Source organism: Melittangium boletus DSM 14713, from assembly GCF_002305855.1.
Taxonomy (GTDB): Bacteria; Myxococcota; Myxococcia; order Myxococcales; family Myxococcaceae; genus Cystobacter; species Cystobacter boletus.
On the sequence record NZ_CP022163.1, the window covers coordinates 952,701 to 972,941 of the forward strand.

Genomic DNA, 20,241 nt, shown 5'->3' on the forward strand with positions numbered 1-20,241 from the left:
ACAGGGACGGGTGTGTGCCATACGCGCGTGTCGGAGGAAGCCTGTATCGTGAGTCCACCCATGCGAGCCATCATCCACGTGGACATGGACGCCTTCTATGCGTCGGTGGAGCAGCGGGACCACCCGGAGCTGCGCGGCAAGCCCGTCATCGTCGGGGGGGACGTACGGCGAGGCGTGGTGGTGGCCGCCTCCTACGAGGTACGCAAATACGGTGTGCGCAGTGCCCTGCCCATGGCACGCGCGGTGAAGATGGCGCCTCAAGCCATCGTGGTGAAACCGCGCTTCAATGCCTACAGCGAGGCGAGCGAGCAGGTCTTCTCCATCTTCGAGCGCTACACGCCCCTCATCGAGCCGCTGTCCCTGGACGAGGCCTTCCTGGACGTGACGGCCTCGGTGGGGCTGTTCGGCTCCCCGGCGGACATGGCGCGGCGCATCCGCAAGGAGATCGCCGCCGAGACGGGCCTGCCCTCCTCGGCGGGCATCGCCGCGGTGAAGTTCGTGGCGAAGATCGCCTCGGACCTGGCCAAACCCAATGGACAGCGCGAGGTGCGCGCGGAGGAGACGGTGGCCTTCCTCGCGGGACTGCCCGTGGGCCGGCTGTGGGGCGTGGGCCCCAAGACGGAGGAGGCCCTCAAGCACTCGGGCCTGGAGACGATTGGCGACGTGGCACGGCGGGACGTGGCGTGGATGGAGGCGAAGTGGGGCGCCAGCGGACGGCACCTCTGGGAGCTCGCGCAGGGCATTGACGCCCGGGAGGTGGTTCCGGATCGGGAGGCCAAGAGCATGGGCGCCGAGGACACGTTCGACGAGGATGTCACGGGCCTGGACGCCTTGAGCCCCTACGTGCACGCCCAGGCCCTGCGGGTGGGCCGCCGGATGCGGCGCGCGGGCGTGAAGGGCCGCGTGGTGCAGCTCAAGGTGAAGTTCTCGGACTTCACCACCATCACCCGGAGGACCACCCTGCCCTCGCCCACGGATGACGGCCAGACGTTCTACCGGGTGGCCCGGGAGCTGCTGGAGAAGGCCCATGAGGACAAGCCGGTCCGGCTGACGGGCGTCTCGCTCCAGGAGCTGGGCGACGCGGAGCCGCCGAGGCAGCTCGGCCTGTTCTCCGCGCCCGAGGAGCCCCGGCGCAGCGACAAGTTGAACGCGGCGTTGGACAAGATCGCCGAGCGCTTTGGCGCCAAGGCGGTGACGACCGCGGATGTGGCGGGAAGCGAGGAAGCCGATCCCGAGCGGCCCCGGAAGCCCAAGCGGCTCCATTGAGCCGCCAGGGTTCTCCAACCCGCCACGGGCGTCCTAGCCCTCGTCGGAACCCAGGCTGGCGTCCGACCCGCTCTCGAACGATTCGTCCCGCTCGTCGGAATCGGACTCGTCGGAGTCGGACTCGTCGGAGGAGTCCTCTTCCTGGGACTCGGACGCCTCCACCGGGGCGGGCGACGCGCCCTCCGCGGCACCGGGCTTGTTGCGTCCGCCACCACCCCGGCGACGGCGACGGCGGCGCTTGCGCGACCCCTCCGGCTCGGACGCGGCCGAGCCCTCGGCGGGACGGGCGGCGGGCACGTCTCCCCGCTTCCAGGCCTCGAGCACGTCGCGGTAACGGCCCGTGGCCTCGACGGAGATCTCGAAGACGACGAGCGCGTCCGCGAAGAGCGGATGGCGGCGGAAGGCCCCCGTCTTCTTGCGGCGCTCCCCCGAGAGCGTCCGCTGGGCGATGAGCAGCAGCCGGCAGCGCTCGGCGATACGCCGGGGCAGCCGCGCCGTCTGGACGAACTCGGCGAGCAGGTCCTCGATGGCCTGGGCCACCGAGGGGCGCCCCGCCGCGTCCAGGCTCTCCACGACGGGCGCCGCCTGGGCGATGGGCACGAGCAGCGCGGCGAGCAGGATGGCGTCATCCAGGGGCTCTCCGGCGGCGACGCGCCGGTCGAGCGCCTCGGCGAACGCGTAGAAGGTCTTCTCGCCGCGGCGGCCGTGCTCCCGGAAGTAGGCGGCCACGGGGGGCAGGAGGATCTTCAGCGCGTCCAGGGCGGCGAGCAGCCGCAGGCTGGGCGCGGCCACGCTGCCGCGGATGAGGCGGAAGGTCTCCTCCAGCAGGCGCGCCGGCGCGCAGCGGGTCAGGTCCTCGACGGCGCCTTCCATGGCGGCGTAGGTGCGCGACTCGATGTCCAGGCCCAGCTTGGAGGCGAAGCGCACGGCACGGAGGATGCGCACCGGATCCTCGCGCATGCGCACTTCCGGATCGCCAATGGTGCGGATGTAGCGCTCGTCCAGATCGCGCCGCCCCCGCACGTAGTCAATCACCCGGCCCTCGGCCACGTCGTAGAAGAGGCCGTTGATGGTGAAGTCGCGGCGGCGCGCGTCCTGCTCGGCGGTGCCGAAGACGTTGTCGTGGGTGATGAGCAGATCCGGGTTCTGCTCCTCCGCCTCGCCGCCCTCCTCCTCGCCGGAGTCGGGCTGGGCCGCCTCCAGCTCCGTGGGATTGGCGCGGAAGGTGGAGACCTCGATGATCTTCCCACCCTTGAAGTAGATGTGGGCGAGCCGGAAGCGCCTGCCGATGAGCCGGCAGTTGCGGAAGATGGCGCGCACCTCGCCCGGGTGGGCGCTGGTGGCGATGTCGAAGTCCTTGGGCGTGCGCTCGAGCAGCAGGTCGCGCACGCAGCCTCCCACCAGGTAGACCTGATGGCCGTGGGAGTGCAGGCGGTGGATGACCTTGAGGGCATCCGGATCGAGCTTGTCGGGATCGATCTCCGCGGGCTCGCCCGAGACCTCGGGCGCGGGGAGGAAATCCGTGTCCGGGAGGGTGTCCTCGGGCGGAGGCGCCGTGAAGGCGGGCATGGGAGGGGAAACGTCTTCCTCGGGCTCGGGAACCGGCAGCGCCTCGAGCGGATCCAGGGATCCAGACTCGGAAGCATCGGCCTCGCGCGCGTCATCGGGCGCAGGCTGGAGCGTCGGTTCACCGGCGGGCGGTGTCTCAGTGAAGTCTCGCGTCATCTCGCGGTTGACGCCCCAAGGGGGGCGCATCTAAGGGGGACGACCTATACCGCATCCTCCCCGGGAGGGAGTAGCGCATGAAGACATTGTTGACGGGGGCAACAAGTCTGATCGGAGCGAACCTCACGCACTTGCTGTGCGGACAGGGACACTCCCCCCGGCTCCTGCTCCGGGAGCATGACGAGCGCCGGGGCCTGCGCGGGTTGAGCTACGACGCCGTGCTCGGCGATCTCCTCGTTCCGGAATCGCTGGCCAGGGCCCTGGCTGGGGTGGATGAGGTCTACCACGTCGCGGGCACCGTCCGAGGTCTTCCTTGGGAGAAGCAGGAAGAGGTCGTCCGCATCAACACCCGGAAGACGGGAAACCTTCTGGACGCCGCCCGCCTCGCGGGTGTGCGGCGGGTCGTGGTGGTGTCGGGCGGGGTGGCGGTGGCCGAGGGGACGCCGGGCGAGCCGGCGACCGAGGTGACCCTCCCGGCCGACACCGAGGCGCGGCTGGCGCTGGAGGCCTCGGGGCCGGAGTTGGAGGTGGTGGTGGCCCATCCCGGCCTCGTCCTGGGTCCCTATGATCTCCGGCCCTCGCCGGGCGGCGCGTTGCTGCGCGCCCTGGTCCGGGGCCTCGGGGTGGCCTGTCCGCGAGGGGGAATGAACGGGGTCAATGCCCAGGACGTCGCCCTGGGACTGCGGCTCCTCATGGAGAAGGGCCGCCCCGGGGAGCGCTACCTCCTGGGAGGAGAGAACCTCACCTTCCTGGAGTTGTTGACGCTCTGCGCGGAGGAAGCGGGCGTGGCGCCCCCACGTGTCGTCCTCCCCGATGGGGTGTGGAGGGCCGTGGGATGGCTCGGGGACAGGCTGCGGCGGCTGTCCCCGGAGCTGTCCGGTCCACTGAACGCGGCGGTGCCCAGGGTGTTGCCCTTCACCTGGTACCTGTCCTCCGAGAAAGCGATGCGGGAGGTCGGTTATCGGCCGAGGCCGGTGCGGCTCGGCATCCGCGAGGCCCTGCGTTGGTTCCAGGAAGAGGGAATGATTCCGAGGGACCATCCCCTCACCCCTCGTGGCATGGTGGGCTGAATCATGTCCTTTCTCATCGTGGTCGGTTCAACCAACCCCGCCAAGACCGATGCCGTGAAGCACATCTGTGAACAAGCCTTCCCGGGCTGCACCGTGGTGGGCGTCGACGTGCCCAGCGGCGTCCGGGCTCAGCCCATCGGCGAGGAGGAGACATCGACGGGAGCGCGCAACCGGGCCCGGGCGGCCCTTGGAGCCGTCGCGGAGGCACACATGGGGCTGGGGCTCGAGGGAGGCGTGGACCCGGACGGCAACCTCATCAACTGCGTGGCCGTGGTGGCGAAGGAGGGACGGGAGAACATCACCTGGGGCGTGCGCTTTCCCCTGCCCCCGAAGATCGCCGCCCGCACGCTGCGGGGCGAGGAGCTGGGCTCGGTGATGGACGAGGTCTCCGGTCTCACGGGGAGCAAACGGAAGCTCGGGGCGGTGGGCATCCTCACCCACGGGCTCTTCACCCGCTCCGACATGTGGCGAGGACCCGTGGCCTGCGCCTTCATGCCCTTCCTCCACCCGGACCTCTACGACGCGCCCGTGCCCCCCCAGTAGGAGCCTCGGGAGCCCGCCTCAGTACGCCAGGATCGTGGGCGGCGTGGTGCTGGTGAAGAAGTCCGGATAGGTGGCGAGGTACTGAGCGCCGCCTCCCGTCTCGCCCGGAATGGTGCCGTGCTTGGAGCCCCGCACCTCCAGCGTGGTGCCATCCGCGAGCAGGGTGAGCTCTCCGCTGTAGACGTAGCCCGCGTAGAACGGGTTGAGCGCGGCGAGGCTCGCGGCCCGCACCACGGACAGCGTCTGGGGATCCAGGTGCCGCAGTTGGACGGAGATCGCCGCCGAGCCGCTCGGCGAACCCTTGGACGTGAAGCCGACCGCGATCCCCTGCTCCGTGGCGAGCAGCGACAGCGAGGAGCCGTTGTACGAGGTGCCGAGCACCACGACACCACTCCCCTCCTCGCACGAGGAGGTGGCTTCACGGGTGAGGAGGATCTCCGTCAGGGGGGGATACCCTCCTGGCCGCGTCCGGGACGAGAGGAGGAAGGAACATCCCCGAGACGTGCCTTCGAGCAGCGCGGCGGCCCGGGTGACGACGGGTGGGGCCGTCTCGGCCACGGTCCCGCCACAGGACATGAGCACGACGGGGAGCAACAAGGGGGCGGTGAATTTCACGATACGCATGCGGCCTCTCCAAGGTGGAAGGGAGGCCCGTACGCTAAGTGAAACTCCGTGTGCTCGAAATTCCGAGGCATGAGATGCCCCCCCACCGCTCAAGCTAGGGCATACCGCCCGGCGACGGTATCGCGTCCCAGCGCCTCTGCTCACCGGTGGACCGCCCGAGTCCCCGCCCCCTCCCTTAGGGCAGATCCGGCAACCGCTTCTGGAGCGAGGGCAACACCACCCGATCGTCCATCATGCGTTGATCGAACACGAAGTGTTCGGTGGGCTCTACCCGCCAGGAGCCGCCCCGCCGCGCGTTCAGTGCGCGGACGATGTCGTGGAAGCTCCACCGCTCGTTGGCGTCCAGCAGGTACAGCCCCGGCTCCGCCCACGCGAGCGCCTGCAACGCGCGCACGGTGTCATCCAGGAAGGAACAGGCGGGAAACCACCGGGTGCTCGCCTCCACCCAGCCCCGCTCACGCGCCTGCGCCTCCAGCGCGGCCAACATGTTGTTGCCCGAGGGGTGCTCGTCGATCTGCCAGCCCAGTCGCACCACGCGCGCCTCGGGGTTCTGCTGGAACACCCGCTCCTCGGCCCGCCGCTTCTCGTAGCCGTAGCCCTCGGACGCATCCGGCACCGAGTCCACCGTGAAGGGCCCGGGCGCGTGATCGGAGAAGACCATGGCCGTGCTGGCGAACACGAAGCGCACGCCCACCTGCCGGCAGATCCACGCGAGCTCGCTCGTCCACTCGTAGGTGATGAACCACGACTCGTTCGCCCGCCCCGTGGGCCGTGACGCCGTCGCCAGGTGGAAGAGCACGTCGGGGGCCACCGAGCGCACGAAGTGCTCCATGGCCCAGTAGTCGTCCACCGGGACGCGCTCCCGCGGCCAGCGCACCACCTCCACGCCCCAGCGCTCCAGGTCCTCGCACAACCGCGCGCCGACGGTGCCCCCGGCTCCAGTGACGAGGGCCTTCATGTCGGCGGCGCGGCCTTGCGCCCCTTGTGCGTGCGCGGAAGCGCGTGGTGGAGCAGGCCCAGGTAGTCCACCGCGCGGACCGAGGGCGGAGGCGGCGGCGTGCCCAGCGCGGCGAGCCGCTTGGTGAAGGCCGAGAGGATGTCTGGCATGGGCCGCAGCGCCTGGAGCAGCGCATTGGGCCCCTCCAATGCCTGCACGAGCGCCGCCGCCGCATGCTGCAGGGGCAGCCCCCGGCGCAACAAGTCCTGGAAGGAGTTGGACAGGGTGATGATGTTGTGGCCGGCCGTCTGCACCATCTCCACGGCGATCTTGATGACCTGGGGGGCCGTCAGGTGGCCATCCGCGAGCAGCACCAGCGCGGCCTGGAAATAATTGAAGATGGGCACCACGCGGGGGCCGTAATCGGAGAAGTGCGCCGGAGGCGTCAGCCTGTCCAGGTGGATGAAGATGCGCCGGACGGGATCCGACACCGGAATCTTCTTCCAGGCGGTGAGGACGCGCTCGGCCTCGTCCGGGTACACCGCCGCCTGTTCGAGGATCTGCCCGAGCACCCGCTCGTCCACACGTCCGGCGATCATGTCCGCGTAGAGCGAGTAGATGAAGGCGTCCGCCTCGGCGTCGTCCCCGAAGAGCACTTCCTCGGCCTCGAGGGGCGCCTGGGCGCGGCTCTCCAGGATGGCGGGCAGCTTGTAGCCCACCTGCCCACGCAGCGCCCGGAAGCGGCCGCGCATGAGGTTGCCCACGTTGTCCTTGAGGACGAACTCGTCCCACACCACGCCGTCCAGCTTGAGCTTCTCCTCCAGCACCGAGCGCAACTGCCGGGGACTGCCAGAGACGATGCACAGCCGCGTGTCGCCGTTGCTCGCCAGCTCGCGGATGAGCGCGGACGCACCCGGCACGGCCTGCTTCTCGTGCGCCTTCTGGAAGGCCGTGCGCAGCAGATCCCGGAACGAGTCGAACTCGGTCTGCAGGTACGTCTTGTCCAGGTCCCAGCGGTAGATGCGCCGCGGGGGCCTGGGGTCGATGCGATCCGGAAGACTCACCTGGCCAGACCCTGCTGGATGGACTTGCCGAGCTCGTTCGCCGCCGCCTTGGCGGCCACCTTGCCCGCGTTGGCGATGGCGCGTGCCTGCGAGCGGCCATGCGCCTTGATGAAGATGCGATCGAAGCCGAGCACCGGCGCCCCGCCGTACTGCTCCCAGTCGGTGATGTCCTTGATGCGCTGGATGCCCCCGGAGAGCATGGCGAGCCCCGCGCGCCAGCGCAGGCTCTCCTTGTGGGCGTACTGGGCCAGCTCCACCACCGTCTCGTGCACGCCCTCGAGCATCTTGAGGCACACGTTGCCCACGTAGCCGTCCGTCACCACCACGTCCGCGGTGCCCTTGGGGATGTCCACGCCCTCCACGTTGCCGATGAAGCGCATGCCCGGCAGGCCTCCGAGCCGCGCATGCGCCTCCACCACGTGGCGCGGGCCCTTGGTGGGCTCGGTGCCATTGGACAGGAGCGCCACCTTGGGCTGCTCGTTGCGCGAGATGATGCGCGCGTAGGCGGCCCCCATCACCGCGAACGTCACCAAGTCATCCGCGGTGGCCTCCACCGTGGCTCCCACGTCGAGGATGAGCGAGAAGGGATCCTCCTTGTCGCCGCGGCGGATGCGCGTGGGGTACACCGCCGCGAGCGCCGCGCGCCGCACACCGGGCAGCAACTGGAAGTGCCGGGCACAGGCGAGCACGCACGCCCCGGTGTTGCCCGCGGACACGAGCGCGTCCGCCTCGCCCTCGGCCACCAGCCGCGCCGCCACCGACACCGAGGCGTCCGGCTTGCGCGCCAGGGCCTCGCCCGGCTTCTCGTCCATGGCGATGAAGCTCGCGGCGTGTTGCACGGAGATGCGCTCGCCGTTGTGGCGGATCTGCGCGAGCGCGTCGTCGATGACGGCCCGATCGCCCACCAACAGCGTGTGGATGTGAGGTGACTCCAGCGAGAGCTGCGCGGCCCCCCGGACGACTTCCACGGGACCGTGATCGCTCCCCATCACGTCGAACGCAATGGTGACGGGTTTGAGGGCCATGAGCGCGCTATCTTACCGCGTTGGGGAAAACGAGAAGGGCCGGACCCGTGGGGATCCGGCCCTCGGGAGAGGCGTTCAGTTCGCCTCGCTCGTCTGGATGTTCCGGTTGGCCGTATCTCGTTGGATGCAGCCCTTGGTCAGGGTGTACTGGTAGGTGCCCAGCTCGTCACGCCAGTACTCACCCTCGTAGGGCCAGTAGAGCTGATCGTCCGCCACGGCCACCGAGAAGCGGTACTTCTTGACGATGGAGACCTGGCCGCCCGCCTTGAGCTGCTCCTCCAGGAACTCCTTCTCCTTCGTCACCGTCTCGAACTTGATGCGCAGGCCGTTGGCGAGCAGTTGCTTGAGGCCGCCCAGTTCCGTCTCCAGCTTGCCCTTGGCCATGATGCCGGCCTTCTCGATGAGCGCCGAGCGCTGCACCTTGAGCCCCTCGAGCAGCTGCTTGGACAGCTCGGAGTAAGCGAACGTGTCCCCCTTCTCGCGGAAGGCGTCCATCTCCCCTTCCAGCTCGAGGATGGACTCGTTCGTCTTCTTGAGGTCCTGATCCGTGAGGGCCAGCCGCAGGATGCGCTCGAGGATGACGTCCGTCTCGCTCTTCTCCTTGCCCTCCTTGTTCTTCTTCTGCACGTCGGCGAGCACGCCGTAGTACTCGCTCGAGTCCATCTGCTTCTTGGTGATGAGCTCGAGTTGATCGTGCACGGGCAGGTAGGTGCGCTCGAAGTCCTGGAGGATGACGCTCGACTCGCGGTAGCGGCAGTTCTCGTAATAGATGACCGCCTTGAGGATCATCGCTTCCGGGAAGTACTCCTCGCGGAAGAAGGGCGAGGAGAGCGTGATGAGGTTGCCGAGCGCCTGCTCGTACTGGCCCACGCGGTAGTTGGCCCAGCTGGACTCGAACATGGCCTCCAGCCACTGCGACGTGCCGCGCTCCACCTTGTTGAAGTAGAAGAGCGCGTAGCGGTTCTGCTGCATGCCGTAGTGCGTGCGGCCCAGCTGCATGAAGGCCAGCTCGCGCAGCTTCTGGTTCATCGCGATCTGCTCGGCGTCCAGGCCGGCCGAGGAGCGGGTGACGCGGATGACCTCCTTCATGGAGTCGATGGCGCCCAGGGTGTTGAGGTCCGTGCGCTTGGAGGCGGCACTGCCCGCCCGGTTGCCGAAGCGGAAGAAGGCCAGGCCCTCGAGGAACTTGGCGCGCGGGTAGAACGTGTCCGTCTTGGGGATGAGCAGCGTGAGGCGCTTGACCTCGTTGAAGCTCTTGTCCGCGTCCTCGTGGCGGCCCACGTCGTCCAGCGCCTTGCCACGCACGAAGTGGTAGCGGGCCAGCAGGTAGTGGAACTCGCTGCGGAAGCGCTCGGGGAACTCCACGTTCGCGTAGCGCGCGAGCTCATCCAGGATGACGGTCTCGTTCTTCGTCTTGCGGCTGATGAAGAAGAGCCACTCGAGGCTGGTGCGGAAGAACTTCGTGTCCGGTCCCACCGCGAGGATCTTCGAGAACTCGCCGAGCGACGAGTGGTAGAGCCCCATGCGGTAGAGGGCCTTGGCGAGCACGTAGCGCGCTTCCATGTGCAGGCCCGCGAGCTTCGCGTCCTCGAGCATCTCGAAGGAGCTCATGGCGGCCCGGTCGTACTCCTCGTTCTTGAAGAGCGAGATGGCGACCTCCAGGCGCTGGCGGTCACCGCTCTTGCCGGACACGTCCACCGCGTCGAAGGACATGGTGGGCGCGGCCTGCGTGGGAGCGGGCGCGTCCGACGTGAGATCCAGGCCCATGCCGGGCGAGGAGCCGCTGTCGGAAGCCGGCGTCTGGGAGCCGGAGGTGTCCTGGGAAGCGCCCTCGTCCGCCGACGACTCGTCAGCGCCCGAGGGGGACTTCTTTCCGCGCGAGGGCTTCTTCGCGGGCTTCTTCTTGGGCTGGGACAGGTCCAGGCCCTCGAAGCTCTGGGCGGAGGAGGGAGCGGCCCACGTCAGCGTGAGCCCGAGGGAAGCGAGGCAGAGGGGCTTGAGCAGACGTTTCATGGCTGGGTCGGGGCGTTGGGGAAGAAGAAGGACATGCCCAGCTCGAAGAGGAGCTGATTGCGCAGCGTGGTGGTCGGGTTGACGGCCTTCTCCACGTAGATGAGGTCGCGGAACTCCGTGCGCACCGTCATCCAACGGTTGACGAAGAAGCGCATTCCGACGCCGACGTTGCCACCCACGGTGAGCTCACCGCCGGCCGGAGCGCGGTACTGCACCGCGCTCGCCCCGGCGATGCCGTAGAGGTCGAAGTGGAGGAACTTCTCGGCCAGCAGGGACATCTTCCCGTAGATGGGCGCCCACTGCACATCCACGCCCCCCAGCAGGTTGATCTGTCCCGGAGCCTGCCCGTCCAGCTCGGCGAAGGAGGGCCGGCGGCAGCCTCGCGTGGTGCTTCCGCCCTCGTCACTGAAGGTGCAGATCTGCGCGGCACCGGCCACCGTGGGCAGCGAGTAGCCCGCGCGCAGGCTGAAGCCCAGCGTCTCCGTGGCGTGGTAGGTGACCACCGCGCCCAGGATGTACTTGGTGAAGAAGGCGTCCTTGACGGAGAAGGTGGCCGAGGGGCTGACTTCCAGGCGGCCCTGCTTGAGGAAGAGGTGGCCGGAGACGGGCTGCACGCGCTCGCGCAGGGGCCCCATGCGGTCCTTGTCCACCTCGGACACGTCGCCGGCTTCCTGCTCGGCCGAGCCGCCCAGGGCGGCGTTGGTGGCCGCGGCGGGCGCGGGCTTGGGCGCCGCGGGCTTGGCGGGCGCCGAAGCCGCTGGGGCGGCGGGCGCCGGAGGGGTGGACGCGGGGGCCTGGGCCAGGGCGGGCACGGGCCCGAGGGCGAGTGCCAACGCCAGATGAAGGGCGGTCTTCATTCGGCCTCCCGTCCGGTCGACTTGAGCGGGAAGAAGATGGAGATGCCTGCGTTGAGGGTCATGAGGTTCTGGGTGGCGCCCTTGGTGGAGCCCGCGGGCTGATCCACATAGGACGTATTGATGAGGGCCACGTTGACCGCGAAGAAGTCGCGGACGACGAAGCGCATGCCGAGACCGAGGTCGGCCGCGGGGCTGAGGCCACGGTCCGCCGACACCTCGGTGTTCACCACGCCCAGGCCCGCGAGCAGGTAGGCGTCGAAGTGAAGGATGGAGTTGAGGAAGGCCACCTTGCCGTAGAGCGGGCTCCACTCGGCGTTGCCCATGGCGGACCACTGGGGCACCGAATAGTAGATGCGGCTCTGGAAGGCGCGCTTGGCGATGCGCACGTCGTCCTCGGGCAGCACCTGCATGATCGACACGCGGGCGGAGAGCGCCAGCGTGTCCGCCAGGTAATACGCCCCTCGTACCGCCGTCCCCACCTTGGTGTAGTACGGGTCGTTCACCGACAGGGTGATGAAGGGCGCCAGCTCGAAGCGGTGCTTCTTGAGATACACCTTGCGCTGCACGCTCTTGACGCGGTCGTCGAGCGTCACGTCGCGCTCGGCGGGAGTCAGCGTGTCGGCGGGCGGTGCCTCGGCGACCGTGGAGGGCAGCGGGGGCGGCTCCTCCATGGGCGGCTCTTCCGCGGGCGGCTCCGCGGATTCGGTTTCTTCCTGGGGCTTCTTGTCACCGCTCAGATCGAGTCCGAGCCCCGCGTCATTCTGGTTCTGGGCAAGTGCCGGTGCTGCGGGCGCGAGGCACAGCGCGAGCAGGATGGCCTGGAGGCGATTCACTTCCGGAAGCTCCGTGTCATTTGGGGCGTCTGCCCACCGATAGATTCGGAATCGGAGGCGGTTACAAGCGCGCATCCTATCCGCCACGCTCGCGGCCCATCAACCGAACAAAGCACCCCGCCCCCCTCTCTCTATCCGTTGGTGGGCGCTCGCCCCGGGCTTCGTCTGTCCCCTCGGTATTCTTGCAGAGGGGGCGTCCGTGATTCTCACCCAGTGGACATCACCGCTCTCGCAGCACGATTGGCGGTCCGGGCCGCTGTGCTACGGTGTCCGCTCACATTGCGACGGATGAGGTGCATGTCGATGTCTGCGCGTCTGGCTCTTCTGATGGGTGCCGCCCTGCTGTGCGGCGGGTGCGAGGTCCCTTCCGAGGTGGGCAAGCCCTGCTTGCTGGTCAAGAAATCCTCGTCGGCGGACCGGAAGTTCGACCCCGTCGTCCCGAGCGACATCCAGCTGGACCAGGACTTCGTTTCCTTCGGCTCCCAGGACTGCGAGGATCTGATCTGCGTGCGCACCGCGGGCTCCAAGCTGGAGACCACGGTCGAGGGTGACGTCGAGCGCGTGCTGGGCTACTGCAGCAAGGCGTGCACGGAAGGCAACACGACCACCTGTGCCATCAACCACCCGGACGCCACCGACGAGATCAAGTCGACCATGAGCTGCCGCTCGCTGTTGCTCGACCAGCAGGCCCTGGACGATTTCCGCAAGCAAGACCCCGCCGGGTACCGCGCGACGTTCGGTGAGAACGCCTCCCCGTTCTTCTGCGCCGCCACGTCCTCCACCGGCACGTAGAACTTTTTCGCGCGCCGTGCGTGCACAGCGGGGTCGTCGTCCTCCAGCAGGAGCCCCCTGTCATGAACAAGACGGTCACCTTCGTCTCGCTGGCCGCCGCGCTCGCCGTCGCCGCCTTCCTCTGGGGTCTGCCCCGGGCGGCCGCCGTGCCACCCGAGCACACCGCCGGTCCGGTGTCCTCGGGGGTCGCCGCGCTGACGATGACGAGCCGACTGTCCCATCCCTACATCCCCCTGGGCACCTCGGAGGTCTTCGTCACGGTGGACGTCACCGGCGTGGAGGTCCCCGGCGCCCAGCGCTCCCCCGTCAACCTGGCGCTCGTCATCGACCGCTCCTCGTCCATGCACGGCTACAAGCTGCAACAGGCCCGGCAGGCGGCACGCCACCTGGTGGGGCAGCTCGGCCCGGAGGACCGGCTCGCCCTCGTGCACTACGGCTCGGACGTGCAGAGCCTGCCGAGCCTCGCCGCCACCCCCGGCAACCGCGAGCGGATGCTCCAGTACATCGACGGCGTCTGGGACGACGGCGGCACCAACATCGGCGCGGGGCTGCAAACGGGCCGCGCGCTCGTGGCGGGCGCCCGGAGCCCCGGCTCCGTTGACCGGCTCATCCTCTTGAGTGATGGCCAGCCCACCGAGGGCATCGTCGAGCCAGCGGACCTCACCCGGCTGGTCAAGGGCATCCGCTCCGAGGGCATCACCGTGAGCGCCATCGGCGTGGGCACGGACTTCAACGAGGACCTGATGCAGGGCTTCGCCGAGTACGGCGCGGGCGCCTACGGCTTCCTGGAGGACGCCGGGCAGCTCGCCTCGCTCTTCCAGCGGGACTTGCGGCAGGCGAGCACCAGCGTGGCGCGGGACGTGGTGCTCGGCTTCTCCCTGCCCGAGCGCGTGCGGCTCGAGGAGGTCCTCGGCTACCGCGCCCAGCAGGAGGGCCCGCGCGTGACGGTGCGGCTGCCGGACTTCTCCTCGGGGCAGACGGAGCGCGTGGTGATGCGGCTCACCGTGACGGGCTCGACGCCAGGCGCTCCCGTGGACATCACCGGCGTGTCGCTCGCCTACCAGGATTTGCGCGCGGACGCGGCGGGACACCTCACCGCGGAGTTGATGGCCCAGGTGACGGAGCATCAGGAAGAGGTGATCGCGCGGCAGGACAAGGACGCCACCGTGTACGCGACGCGGGCCCAGAGCGCGAAGAACCTCGTCCTCGCGGCCGAGGCCCTGCGCGAGGGCCGCAAGGAAGAGGCCAAGGAGTACGTGGCGCGCAACCAGGAGCTCTTCCAGCAGGCCGGCGCCGTGGCGAGCCCCGCGGCGGTGGCCGCGGATCTGGCCGAGCAGGAAGCCGTCCTGCGCGACTACGAGCAGGCGGACAACGACGAGGCCGTGGGCGCCGCCGTCAAGCGCTCGAAGGCGAAGAGCTTGAAGAGCTTCGGCAAGCTGGGCTCCACCTACTGAGCCTCGGCCTCCACTTCCGGGTTGACCGGCGCGGCCCCCCACCCTATCTCCGCGTGTTCCCCGTACCTCCTGGACTCTCCCGGGGGCGCACAGGAGGCAAGCGCTTGAGCGCGGAATCACCGTGGGTGGGCGTCATCATGGGCGGCAAGAGTGACCTGGAGCATCTGCGTCCCGGCATCGACGTCCTCAAGGAACTGGGCATCCCGCATGAGGTGCGCGTGGTGTCCGCCCACCGCACGCCGGACTGGATGATCCAGTACGCCCAGACGGCCGAGTCCCGCGGCCTGTCCGTCATCATCGCGGCGGCCGGGGGCGCGGCCCACCTGCCGGGCATGGTGGCGAGCAAGACGCTGCTGCCCGTGCTGGGCGTGCCCATCCCCGCGACCGTGCTCAACGGCTTCGACGCCCTCCTGTCCATCGTCCAGATGCCCAAGGGCGTTCCCGTGGGCACCATGGCCATCGGCAAGCCGGGCGCCATCAACGCCGCGCTGTACGCCGCCTCCATCCTGTCCCTCAAATATCCGGAACTGCGCTCCCGGCTCGGCGCCTGGCGGCAGGCCCGCACGGACGAGGTCCTCGCGGATCGGGAACTCTCATGAATACGCGCGCGGTGTTGCCCGGCGGCACGATTGGAATCCTCGGAGGCGGTCAGCTCGGCCGGATGATGGCCCTGGCCGCGCGTACGCTCGGCTACCAGGTGCAGGCGTTGGATCCCGATCCCGCGTGCTCGGCCCGCTTCGTGGTGGACCAGTGCTACACGGCCGACTTCGGACTCGCGGACGAGGCGCGGCGGCTCGCGCGCGCGAGCGACGTGGTGACGCTGGAGATCGAGAAGATCCCCCAGGCCACCTTGAAGGCCGTGGCCGAGCACGCGCCCCTGCGGCCAGGCGCCCATGTCCTGGAAGTGGTGCAGAACCGGGGCCGGCAGCGCGCCTGGCTCGCGAAGCATGGTTTTCCCCAGGGGCCCTGGAAGCAGGCGGACTCGGAGGCGGAGCTGGCCTCCACGGCCGAGTCCCTGGGCGGCCGCTGCTTCGTGAAGGTGTGCGAGGGCGGCTATGACGGCCGCGGCCAGTTCCCGGTGAAGTCCAGCGCCGAGGCGCCCCAGGCCTGGCGCGAGCTGGGCGAGCGGCCCGTGGTGGTGGAAGCCGCCCTGGAGCTCAAGGCCGAGCTGTCCGTGCTGGTGGCGCGCTCTCCCCGAGGCGAGGTGGCCGTCTATCCGCCCGCCTACAACCACCATGAGGAGCGCATCCTCGATTGGTCACTCCTGCCCGGACAGATTCCTCCCGAGGTGAGCGCCCGGGCGACGGAGCTGGCGCGCGCCATGGCCACCGCGCTCGAGGTCGAGGGGCTGCTGGTGGTGGAGCTCTTCCTGCTCGAGAACGGCCAGTTGCTGGTGAACGAGCTGGCGCCGCGCCCCCACAACAGCTTCCACGCCACGGAGGTCGCGTGCCTCACCAGCCAGTTCGAGCAGGCGGTGCGCGCGGTGTGCAACCTGCCCCTGGGCTCGGTGGAAATCGTGCGGCCCGCGGCCATCGTCAACCTGCTGGGTGACTTGTGGTTGCGCGAGGGGGGCCCTCGGTTCGAGTCCGTGCTCGCCATGCCCGGCGTGCGGCTGCACCTGTATGGCAAGCGCGAGGCGCGCAAGGGCCGCAAGATGGGGCACCTGTCCGCCGTGGGCTCCACTCCCGAGGAAGCCCTCGCTCGCATCAAGGCCGCTCGCGAGGCGATGGGAGCCTGAGTCCATGAAGACGAACGCGGCGCGCATCCTCGATTCGCTCGGCGTGGCCTACACGCTGCGCGACTACGACGTGGACCTGGAGGACCTGTCCGCCGAGTCGGTGGCCGCCAAGGTGGGGATGCCGCCCGAGCAGGTCTTCAAGACGCTCGTGGCGCGGGGAGATCGCACCGGCGTGCTCATGGCCGTGGTCCCCGGCAACGGGGAGCTGGATCTCAAGGCGCTCGCGCGGCTGAGCGGAGACCGCAAGGTGGACACCGTGCCGCTCAAGGAATTGCAGCCGCTCACGGGCTACATCCGTGGGGGCTGCACGGCCATCGGCGGCAAGAAGGACTACCCGGTGTTCGTGGACGAGACGATCGAGCTGTTCGACGTCATCGCCGTGTCCGCGGGCGTGCGCGGCACGCAGCTCGTCCTCGCGCCCGCCGACTACCTGCGCGTCACGAAGGCCAAGGTGGGGCCCATCTCGCGCGACAAGGCGTGAGGGGCCCCGCGCTCAGCGCGCGGCGGTTTTCGGAGGCACGAGCCAGCCAGGGGCCACGGCCTCGGGGATTCCCGTCTCCCCATCCTGCTCCAGCCGGGCGTTCACCTTCGGAGGAGCGCCCACCACCACGTCCCGTCCGCGCTCGAACCGCTGCGCCTTCACCAGGGCCAGGTAGGCTCGATCCAACTGGAGCGCCCGGCGCGGCGACGGGACGATCAGCGTCGAGATGTCCCGCGTCAGCGCCTTCACCGCATCCGGCTTGAGTGTGCCGTCGCCCCGGAAGAAACGCGCCTGGACCTCGTCGTTGCTCCCGTAGTCGTCCCCGCCTCCCACCTGCTCCAGCCAATGGGCGTACTCCCCCCGGCCATCCGCGCGCCTCGGCTCGGGGATGCCCTTCAACCCCCGCGCGCCCCAGTGGTACCAGCCGTCCTGGTGGGCCGCGCCCGGCGCGAGCTTGCGCGCGAAGCTGAAGGTGCTGTCCGTGTTCGCGCCCACGCCGCCATGGCAACCGATGCAGGCCGTGGTCTCCTCGACGTTCTGGGGGCGCAGCGCGCCGTCCTCCGCCTCGATGAAGCCCTGCATCAACCAACCCGTCCCCGTGGTCACCCCCCGCTCCACGTCCGCGAGGACCGTCTTGAGCTTGTCCGGGTGCTTCACCTTCTCACGCACCTCCGCCTCGGCCGCGAGCTGCAAGTCGCTGTAGGTGCGCCAGTGGAGCTTGCGCATGTAGCGCAGCTCCTTCATCCGAGCCGCCATGCGCACCTGCCCTCCCTCCACATCGAGGTAGCGCAGGCTGTGCAGGAACTCGGTGCCGCGAGGGAAGAGGCCCGCGGCGGGCCAGCCCTCCTTCGTCCGGTCCAGCCGCGCCGCCCGACCCACGTAGTGCAAGGGAGGGCGCCCTGGCTTCGGAGGCCACACGAACGCCACGCGCGTGGCCGTCCCGAGCACCCCATCCCCGTCGAGATCCACGTCCAGTTCGCGCTCGTCCGTGGGCGGCAGGGGCACGTCCTCGCGGCGGATGTATGCCTCCACGATGGCGAGGTTGAGCCGGTAGAGGGCCTGGCTCTCGCGCCCGGCCCCGTCCCTCCGGAAGGCCTCGGGTAGACGGATGAACACGTCACCCGCGCTGCCATTGGTCGGCCAGAACATGCCCGGAAACGGCGCGTAGGCGAACGCGCGCCAGCCCGTCAGCGCCCCGTCCGGCGAGCGGTCGAAGCCCTCCTCGTCCGTGGAGAACCAACAGTCCGGGGTGTAGCCGTCCCACCGGCCATCCCCATTGCCATCCCAGGCCGCGGGGGGATTCGCCAACGCCTCGGCGAGCCGCAGTCCTCCCCGCGCGTCGACGTAGTTGCTCGTGCGGACCCACGCCAACACCTCGGCCTCCGGCAGCTCGCTGGGAGGCGGCGGCCGCAGCACGTTCGTCCAGTGGTTCTCCGTGGCGGCGCGAGCCACCGACAAGAGCGTCTGGGCCTCGGCGTCGTCGACGGCGTTGGGCGAGCGCGGTGTCTGGTGGCACGCGAAGCAGCCGTTGCGCGTGCGGCCTCCGGGTGTCTCCGTCGTGGCCGCGTAGCACTGCGCGGGCAGATAGGCGGCCGGATTGAAGAGCGGAGGCCGCTCGCGGAAGTGCTTCGGAGAGGACGCCTCGAGCGCCACACGCATCCGGGCCACGGGAGAAGGTCCAGGCACGGGAGGCGCGGCCGGAGTCTTCTCGCGCAGGACCCCGGCGGCGCCGGCCAGGAGCAACCCGGCCACTCCCACGACACCTAACACCCGACGAAGGCGCATGCCCCGAGGCCCTCAGTTCATCGCCGGCAGCGGGCCGATGTAGCCGGTGTACGACTGCGTGACGCTCGTGTCCGCGCCCACCTTGTCCGTGTCGGACTCGCCATACGGGTGCTGGATCTGCGTCTTGATGTACGCGTGGCCGTTGAGGTCCGGGTAGAAGTAGACGCCCGTCGTCTCCGAGCCATAGGGCGTGGAGAAGACGCGGGTGAGTTCTCGCGTGACGACGTTGTAGGCCCACACCATGTCGTTCTGGTGCCCGTCCGTGGAGTCCTCTCCGATGAGCAGCGTGTCATAGCCCTCGATGAAGCTCAGGTTGTCGGGATTGGCGATGCCGTTCACGCCGCACACGTTCACGGGCTTGAGCTCGGCCTTGCCGTTGACGGGGAGGGTGAAGTCCTTGTCGTTGTATTCGCTGTCCGCCGGGTACGGCCGGGGGCTGAGCGGGTCCGCCAACCACACGCCCTCGATGAGCGATGAGGCGGACTCGGCGACGTAGTCACTGCCCACCTTCACGTTGGGCGCGATGACCAGCTCGTAGACGGCTCCGCAGTAGTTCTCCGCGAGCTGCACGTGGTTGACCTTGGCCAGGTCCTGCGGCGAGGCCCCCGCCGCGGCGTTGATCATCCCCTTGTTGACCTCGCTGAAGGAAATGTAGAGCCGGTGGGTGGCCGCGTTGTAGGTGATGCCCTCGGTCTTGCGGAACTCGGTGGTGGCACCCAGGTAGGCCGCGTAACGGCGGCTCTCCAGGCGGGAAGCCGCCAGCTCCTGGCCGGGCTTGAGCTTCAAGCACTCGCGGCCCGTCTCGGTGAACACCGCCCGGAAGCCCGCCGTGAGACAGTCGCCCTCCGTCGTCTGGGTCTCGGTCTCGAAGATGTCCGAGAAGCGGATGCCCCCGTCGATCAGCGCCTGGACCTGGGCGTCCGTCGCGCTCGGGCCCAGCGGCACCCAGGAGAAATCCGCATGGCCCCGGGGCTGGCCCGAGGGGCTCGTCTGGTACCACCGCGCCGCGTAGAGCTGGCCCTCGGACAGGTCCCCCGGCCGGCTGGCCACGAACATGTAGAAGCCATCGTTGGTGCCGTCGTCGGACAGGTAGACCGTGCGGCGATCCGGCATCACGTAGGCGAGCTCGAGCGCGCGCCGGCCCGCCGCGTAGTGCTTCCGCACGGTGGCCGTGCCCGCTCCGTCGACCGCGACCTCGACGACGAAGCCATAGCGATAGGGCGAATAGACGGCCCGGACCGCGTCCATGGTGGCCTGGGTGGGATCCTGGATGCCCCAGTAGCGCAGCATCGCCTTGTCCGCCGAGGGGAGGCTCGCCGGCGAGGTCGCGTTCTCGTAGGCGCGCGCGTCCGCCGGGTACTCCTCGCTGCTCAGGTTCGTGTTCCAGGGAGACACGCTGCCAGCGCACGGCGTCCAGAAGCCATCGACGCCCGAGAAGTCGATGGGCCGGGTGGACAAGGCCGTGAGCTTGCCCTGGGCGTCCTGGCTCAGCTCGGACAGGTACATCGCCGCGGGCGTGGTCTCGAACTGGGTGAGCTCGAAGAGCTTGCCGTCCACCTGGAGGAGGGCCGAGAAGTCATTGCTCGGGGAAACGAAGTCCGAGCCATCCGTGTTCGTCAGCGGCGCGCCGCTCTTGTCCGTCAGGCGGCCGAAGACGTGCTCGCCCAGCTTCTGGCCCGAGCGCAGCACGGTCTCGTACCCGATGGAGAACTCCTGGCCATTCACCGTCGCCCTCGGACTGGCGAGGACGGAGCGCTTCTGCTCCGGGGTGATGGCGGCGTTGATGGGCGTGAAGTGCAGCGACTTGCCGTTGCCCGCCGGGCCCTGGCCGCCGGTGTCCCCCTTGGGCCCCGGGGCGCCCGCGTCACCGCTACAGGCGCAAAGCGCGAGCGCGGTCAGGGGTGCCAGTGCCCAGCGGCCTTCGCGGCGCGTCCACTTCCTCGACTGCACGAAGCTCATCGTGTCCCTCTTTGTCGGAGCCCGGACCGGGAGGCCCACTCCACCACGGGACGGACGTTATGAATCCCATGTGGC

General features: G+C 69.4%; 18 protein-coding genes. 8 read left to right on the forward strand and 10 right to left on the reverse strand.

Translation table 11 applies throughout. From position 1 onward, the window contains the following. Nucleotides 1-60 precede the first annotated feature (60 nt). Nucleotides 61-1,266, forward strand: coding sequence for a DNA polymerase IV (locus tag MEBOL_RS03930; RefSeq protein ID WP_095976148.1), 1,206 nt, complete (start codon nt 61-63; stop codon nt 1,264-1,266). A 33-nt stretch (nt 1,267-1,299) separates the two neighbouring features. Here the strand turns inward: MEBOL_RS03930 and pcnB are convergent, their stop codons facing one another. Further along, nucleotides 1,300-3,021, reverse strand: a complete 1,722-nt coding sequence (pcnB, locus tag MEBOL_RS03935) for a polynucleotide adenylyltransferase PcnB (RefSeq protein ID WP_425437598.1) — start codon at nt 3,019-3,021, stop codon at nt 1,300-1,302. 47 nt (nt 3,022-3,068) lie between these two features. Here pcnB and MEBOL_RS03940 point away from each other — a divergent pair, with 47 nt between their 5' ends. Further along, a complete protein-coding gene (locus MEBOL_RS03940) occupies nt 3,069-4,061 on the forward strand; it encodes an NAD-dependent epimerase/dehydratase family protein (protein ID WP_095976149.1) in 993 nt (330 codons plus the stop codon). Nucleotides 4,062-4,064: 3 nt separating this feature from the next. Next, nucleotides 4,065-4,604: an inosine/xanthosine triphosphatase gene (gene yjjX, locus MEBOL_RS03945; RefSeq protein ID WP_095976150.1), complete on the forward strand. Its 540-nt coding sequence runs from the start codon at nt 4,065-4,067 to the stop codon at nt 4,602-4,604. A gap of 18 nt (nt 4,605-4,622) precedes the next feature. Here yjjX and MEBOL_RS03950 read toward each other — a convergent pair whose 3' ends face one another. The 7 genes from MEBOL_RS03950 to MEBOL_RS03980 form a co-directional block, all read right to left on the reverse strand. Continuing rightward, on the reverse strand, nt 4,623-5,228 hold the full coding sequence (locus MEBOL_RS03950; protein WP_095976151.1) for a hypothetical protein: 606 nt from the start codon (nt 5,226-5,228) through the stop codon (nt 4,623-4,625). Nucleotides 5,229-5,403: 175 nt separating this feature from the next. Next, complete coding sequence (locus MEBOL_RS03955) at nt 5,404-6,186, reverse strand: sugar nucleotide-binding protein (RefSeq protein WP_095976152.1); 783 nt, start codon at nt 6,184-6,186, stop codon at nt 5,404-5,406. Continuing rightward, a complete protein-coding gene (locus tag MEBOL_RS03960) occupies nt 6,183-7,229 on the reverse strand; it encodes a phosphatase domain-containing protein (protein ID WP_095976153.1) in 1,047 nt (348 codons plus the stop codon). The genes MEBOL_RS03955 and MEBOL_RS03960 overlap by 4 nt, the downstream gene beginning before the upstream one ends. Then, nucleotides 7,226-8,254 carry a phosphate acyltransferase PlsX gene (gene plsX, locus MEBOL_RS03965; RefSeq protein WP_095976154.1) on the reverse strand — a complete coding sequence of 343 codons (1,029 nt, stop codon included), beginning with the start codon at nt 8,252-8,254 and terminating at the stop codon, nt 7,226-7,228. The genes MEBOL_RS03960 and plsX overlap by 4 nt, the downstream gene beginning before the upstream one ends. A 75-nt stretch (nt 8,255-8,329) precedes the next feature. Beyond that, nucleotides 8,330-10,267, reverse strand: a complete 1,938-nt coding sequence (gene gltC, locus MEBOL_RS03970) for an adventurous gliding motility protein GltC (RefSeq protein ID WP_095976155.1) — start codon at nt 10,265-10,267, stop codon at nt 8,330-8,332. Further along, complete coding sequence (locus tag MEBOL_RS03975; RefSeq protein WP_095976156.1) at nt 10,264-11,124, reverse strand: outer membrane beta-barrel domain-containing protein; 861 nt, start codon at nt 11,122-11,124, stop codon at nt 10,264-10,266. Before MEBOL_RS03975 ends, gltC begins: the two co-directional genes overlap by 4 nt. After that, nucleotides 11,121-11,957 carry an outer membrane beta-barrel domain-containing protein gene (locus MEBOL_RS03980; RefSeq protein ID WP_095976157.1) on the reverse strand — a complete coding sequence of 279 codons (837 nt, stop codon included), beginning with the start codon at nt 11,955-11,957 and terminating at the stop codon, nt 11,121-11,123. The genes MEBOL_RS03975 and MEBOL_RS03980 overlap by 4 nt, the downstream gene beginning before the upstream one ends. Before the next feature lie 303 nt (nt 11,958-12,260). On the opposite strand from MEBOL_RS03980, the gene cglC reads away from it, so the two are divergent. The 5 genes from cglC (at nt 12,261) to ybaK (ending at nt 16,422) form a co-directional block, all read left to right on the forward strand. Further along, nucleotides 12,261-12,749 carry an adventurous gliding motility lipoprotein CglC gene (cglC, locus tag MEBOL_RS03985; protein ID WP_157774744.1) on the forward strand — a complete coding sequence of 163 codons (489 nt, stop codon included), beginning with the start codon at nt 12,261-12,263 and terminating at the stop codon, nt 12,747-12,749. Nucleotides 12,750-12,811: 62 nt separating this feature from the next. Continuing rightward, the gene (locus MEBOL_RS03990; RefSeq protein ID WP_095976159.1) at nt 12,812-14,203 is read left to right on the forward strand and encodes a vWA domain-containing protein; all 1,392 of its coding nucleotides are present in this window, start codon (nt 12,812-12,814) and stop codon (nt 14,201-14,203) included. Nucleotides 14,204-14,340: 137 nt separating this feature from the next. Then, nucleotides 14,341-14,802, forward strand: coding sequence for a 5-(carboxyamino)imidazole ribonucleotide mutase (purE, locus tag MEBOL_RS03995; RefSeq protein WP_095982575.1), 462 nt, complete (start codon nt 14,341-14,343; stop codon nt 14,800-14,802). Beyond that, complete coding sequence (gene purK / locus MEBOL_RS04000; RefSeq protein ID WP_095976160.1) at nt 14,799-15,941, forward strand: 5-(carboxyamino)imidazole ribonucleotide synthase; 1,143 nt, start codon at nt 14,799-14,801, stop codon at nt 15,939-15,941. Before purE ends, purK begins: the two co-directional genes overlap by 4 nt. 4 nt (nt 15,942-15,945) lie before the next feature. Next, nucleotides 15,946-16,422 carry a Cys-tRNA(Pro) deacylase gene (ybaK, locus tag MEBOL_RS04005; protein WP_095976161.1) on the forward strand — a complete coding sequence of 159 codons (477 nt, stop codon included), beginning with the start codon at nt 15,946-15,948 and terminating at the stop codon, nt 16,420-16,422. A 12-nt stretch (nt 16,423-16,434) separates the two neighbouring features. Here the strand turns inward: ybaK and MEBOL_RS04010 are convergent, their stop codons facing one another. Further along, nucleotides 16,435-18,174 carry a hypothetical protein gene (locus MEBOL_RS04010; RefSeq protein WP_245919443.1) on the reverse strand — a complete coding sequence of 580 codons (1,740 nt, stop codon included), beginning with the start codon at nt 18,172-18,174 and terminating at the stop codon, nt 16,435-16,437. Nucleotides 18,175-18,219: 45 nt separating this feature from the next. Next, complete coding sequence (locus MEBOL_RS04015) at nt 18,220-20,166, reverse strand: alkaline phosphatase PhoX (protein WP_095976163.1); 1,947 nt, start codon at nt 20,164-20,166, stop codon at nt 18,220-18,222. Nucleotides 20,167-20,241 lie beyond the last annotated feature (75 nt).

Coding starts and splice junctions, on each gene's coding strand:
- MEBOL_RS03975 (WP_095976156.1), bottom strand. CDS start 11,124: ATGAAGACCGCCCTTCATCTGGCGTTGGCACTCGCCCTCGGGCCCGTG.
- MEBOL_RS04015 (WP_095976163.1), bottom strand. CDS start 20,166: ATGAGCTTCGTGCAGTCGAGGAAGTGGACGCGCCGCGAAGGCCGCTGG.
- plsX (WP_095976154.1), bottom strand. CDS start 8,254: ATGGCCCTCAAACCCGTCACCATTGCGTTCGACGTGATGGGGAGCGAT.
- MEBOL_RS03930 (WP_095976148.1), top strand. CDS start 61: ATGCGAGCCATCATCCACGTGGACATGGACGCCTTCTATGCGTCGGTG.
- MEBOL_RS03950 (WP_095976151.1), bottom strand. CDS start 5,228: ATGCGTATCGTGAAATTCACCGCCCCCTTGTTGCTCCCCGTCGTGCTC.
- ybaK (WP_095976161.1), top strand. CDS start 15,946: ATGAAGACGAACGCGGCGCGCATCCTCGATTCGCTCGGCGTGGCCTAC.
- yjjX (WP_095976150.1), top strand. CDS start 4,065: ATGTCCTTTCTCATCGTGGTCGGTTCAACCAACCCCGCCAAGACCGAT.
- cglC (WP_157774744.1), top strand. CDS start 12,261: ATGTCTGCGCGTCTGGCTCTTCTGATGGGTGCCGCCCTGCTGTGCGGC.
- pcnB (WP_425437598.1), bottom strand. CDS start 3,021: ATGCGCCCCCCTTGGGGCGTCAACCGCGAGATGACGCGAGACTTCACT.
- purE (WP_095982575.1), top strand. CDS start 14,341: ATGGGCGGCAAGAGTGACCTGGAGCATCTGCGTCCCGGCATCGACGTC.
- gltC (WP_095976155.1), bottom strand. CDS start 10,267: ATGAAACGTCTGCTCAAGCCCCTCTGCCTCGCTTCCCTCGGGCTCACG.
- MEBOL_RS03990 (WP_095976159.1), top strand. CDS start 12,812: ATGAACAAGACGGTCACCTTCGTCTCGCTGGCCGCCGCGCTCGCCGTC.
- MEBOL_RS03940 (WP_095976149.1), top strand. CDS start 3,069: ATGAAGACATTGTTGACGGGGGCAACAAGTCTGATCGGAGCGAACCTC.
- MEBOL_RS03955 (WP_095976152.1), bottom strand. CDS start 6,186: ATGAAGGCCCTCGTCACTGGAGCCGGGGGCACCGTCGGCGCGCGGTTG.
- purK (WP_095976160.1), top strand. CDS start 14,799: ATGAATACGCGCGCGGTGTTGCCCGGCGGCACGATTGGAATCCTCGGA.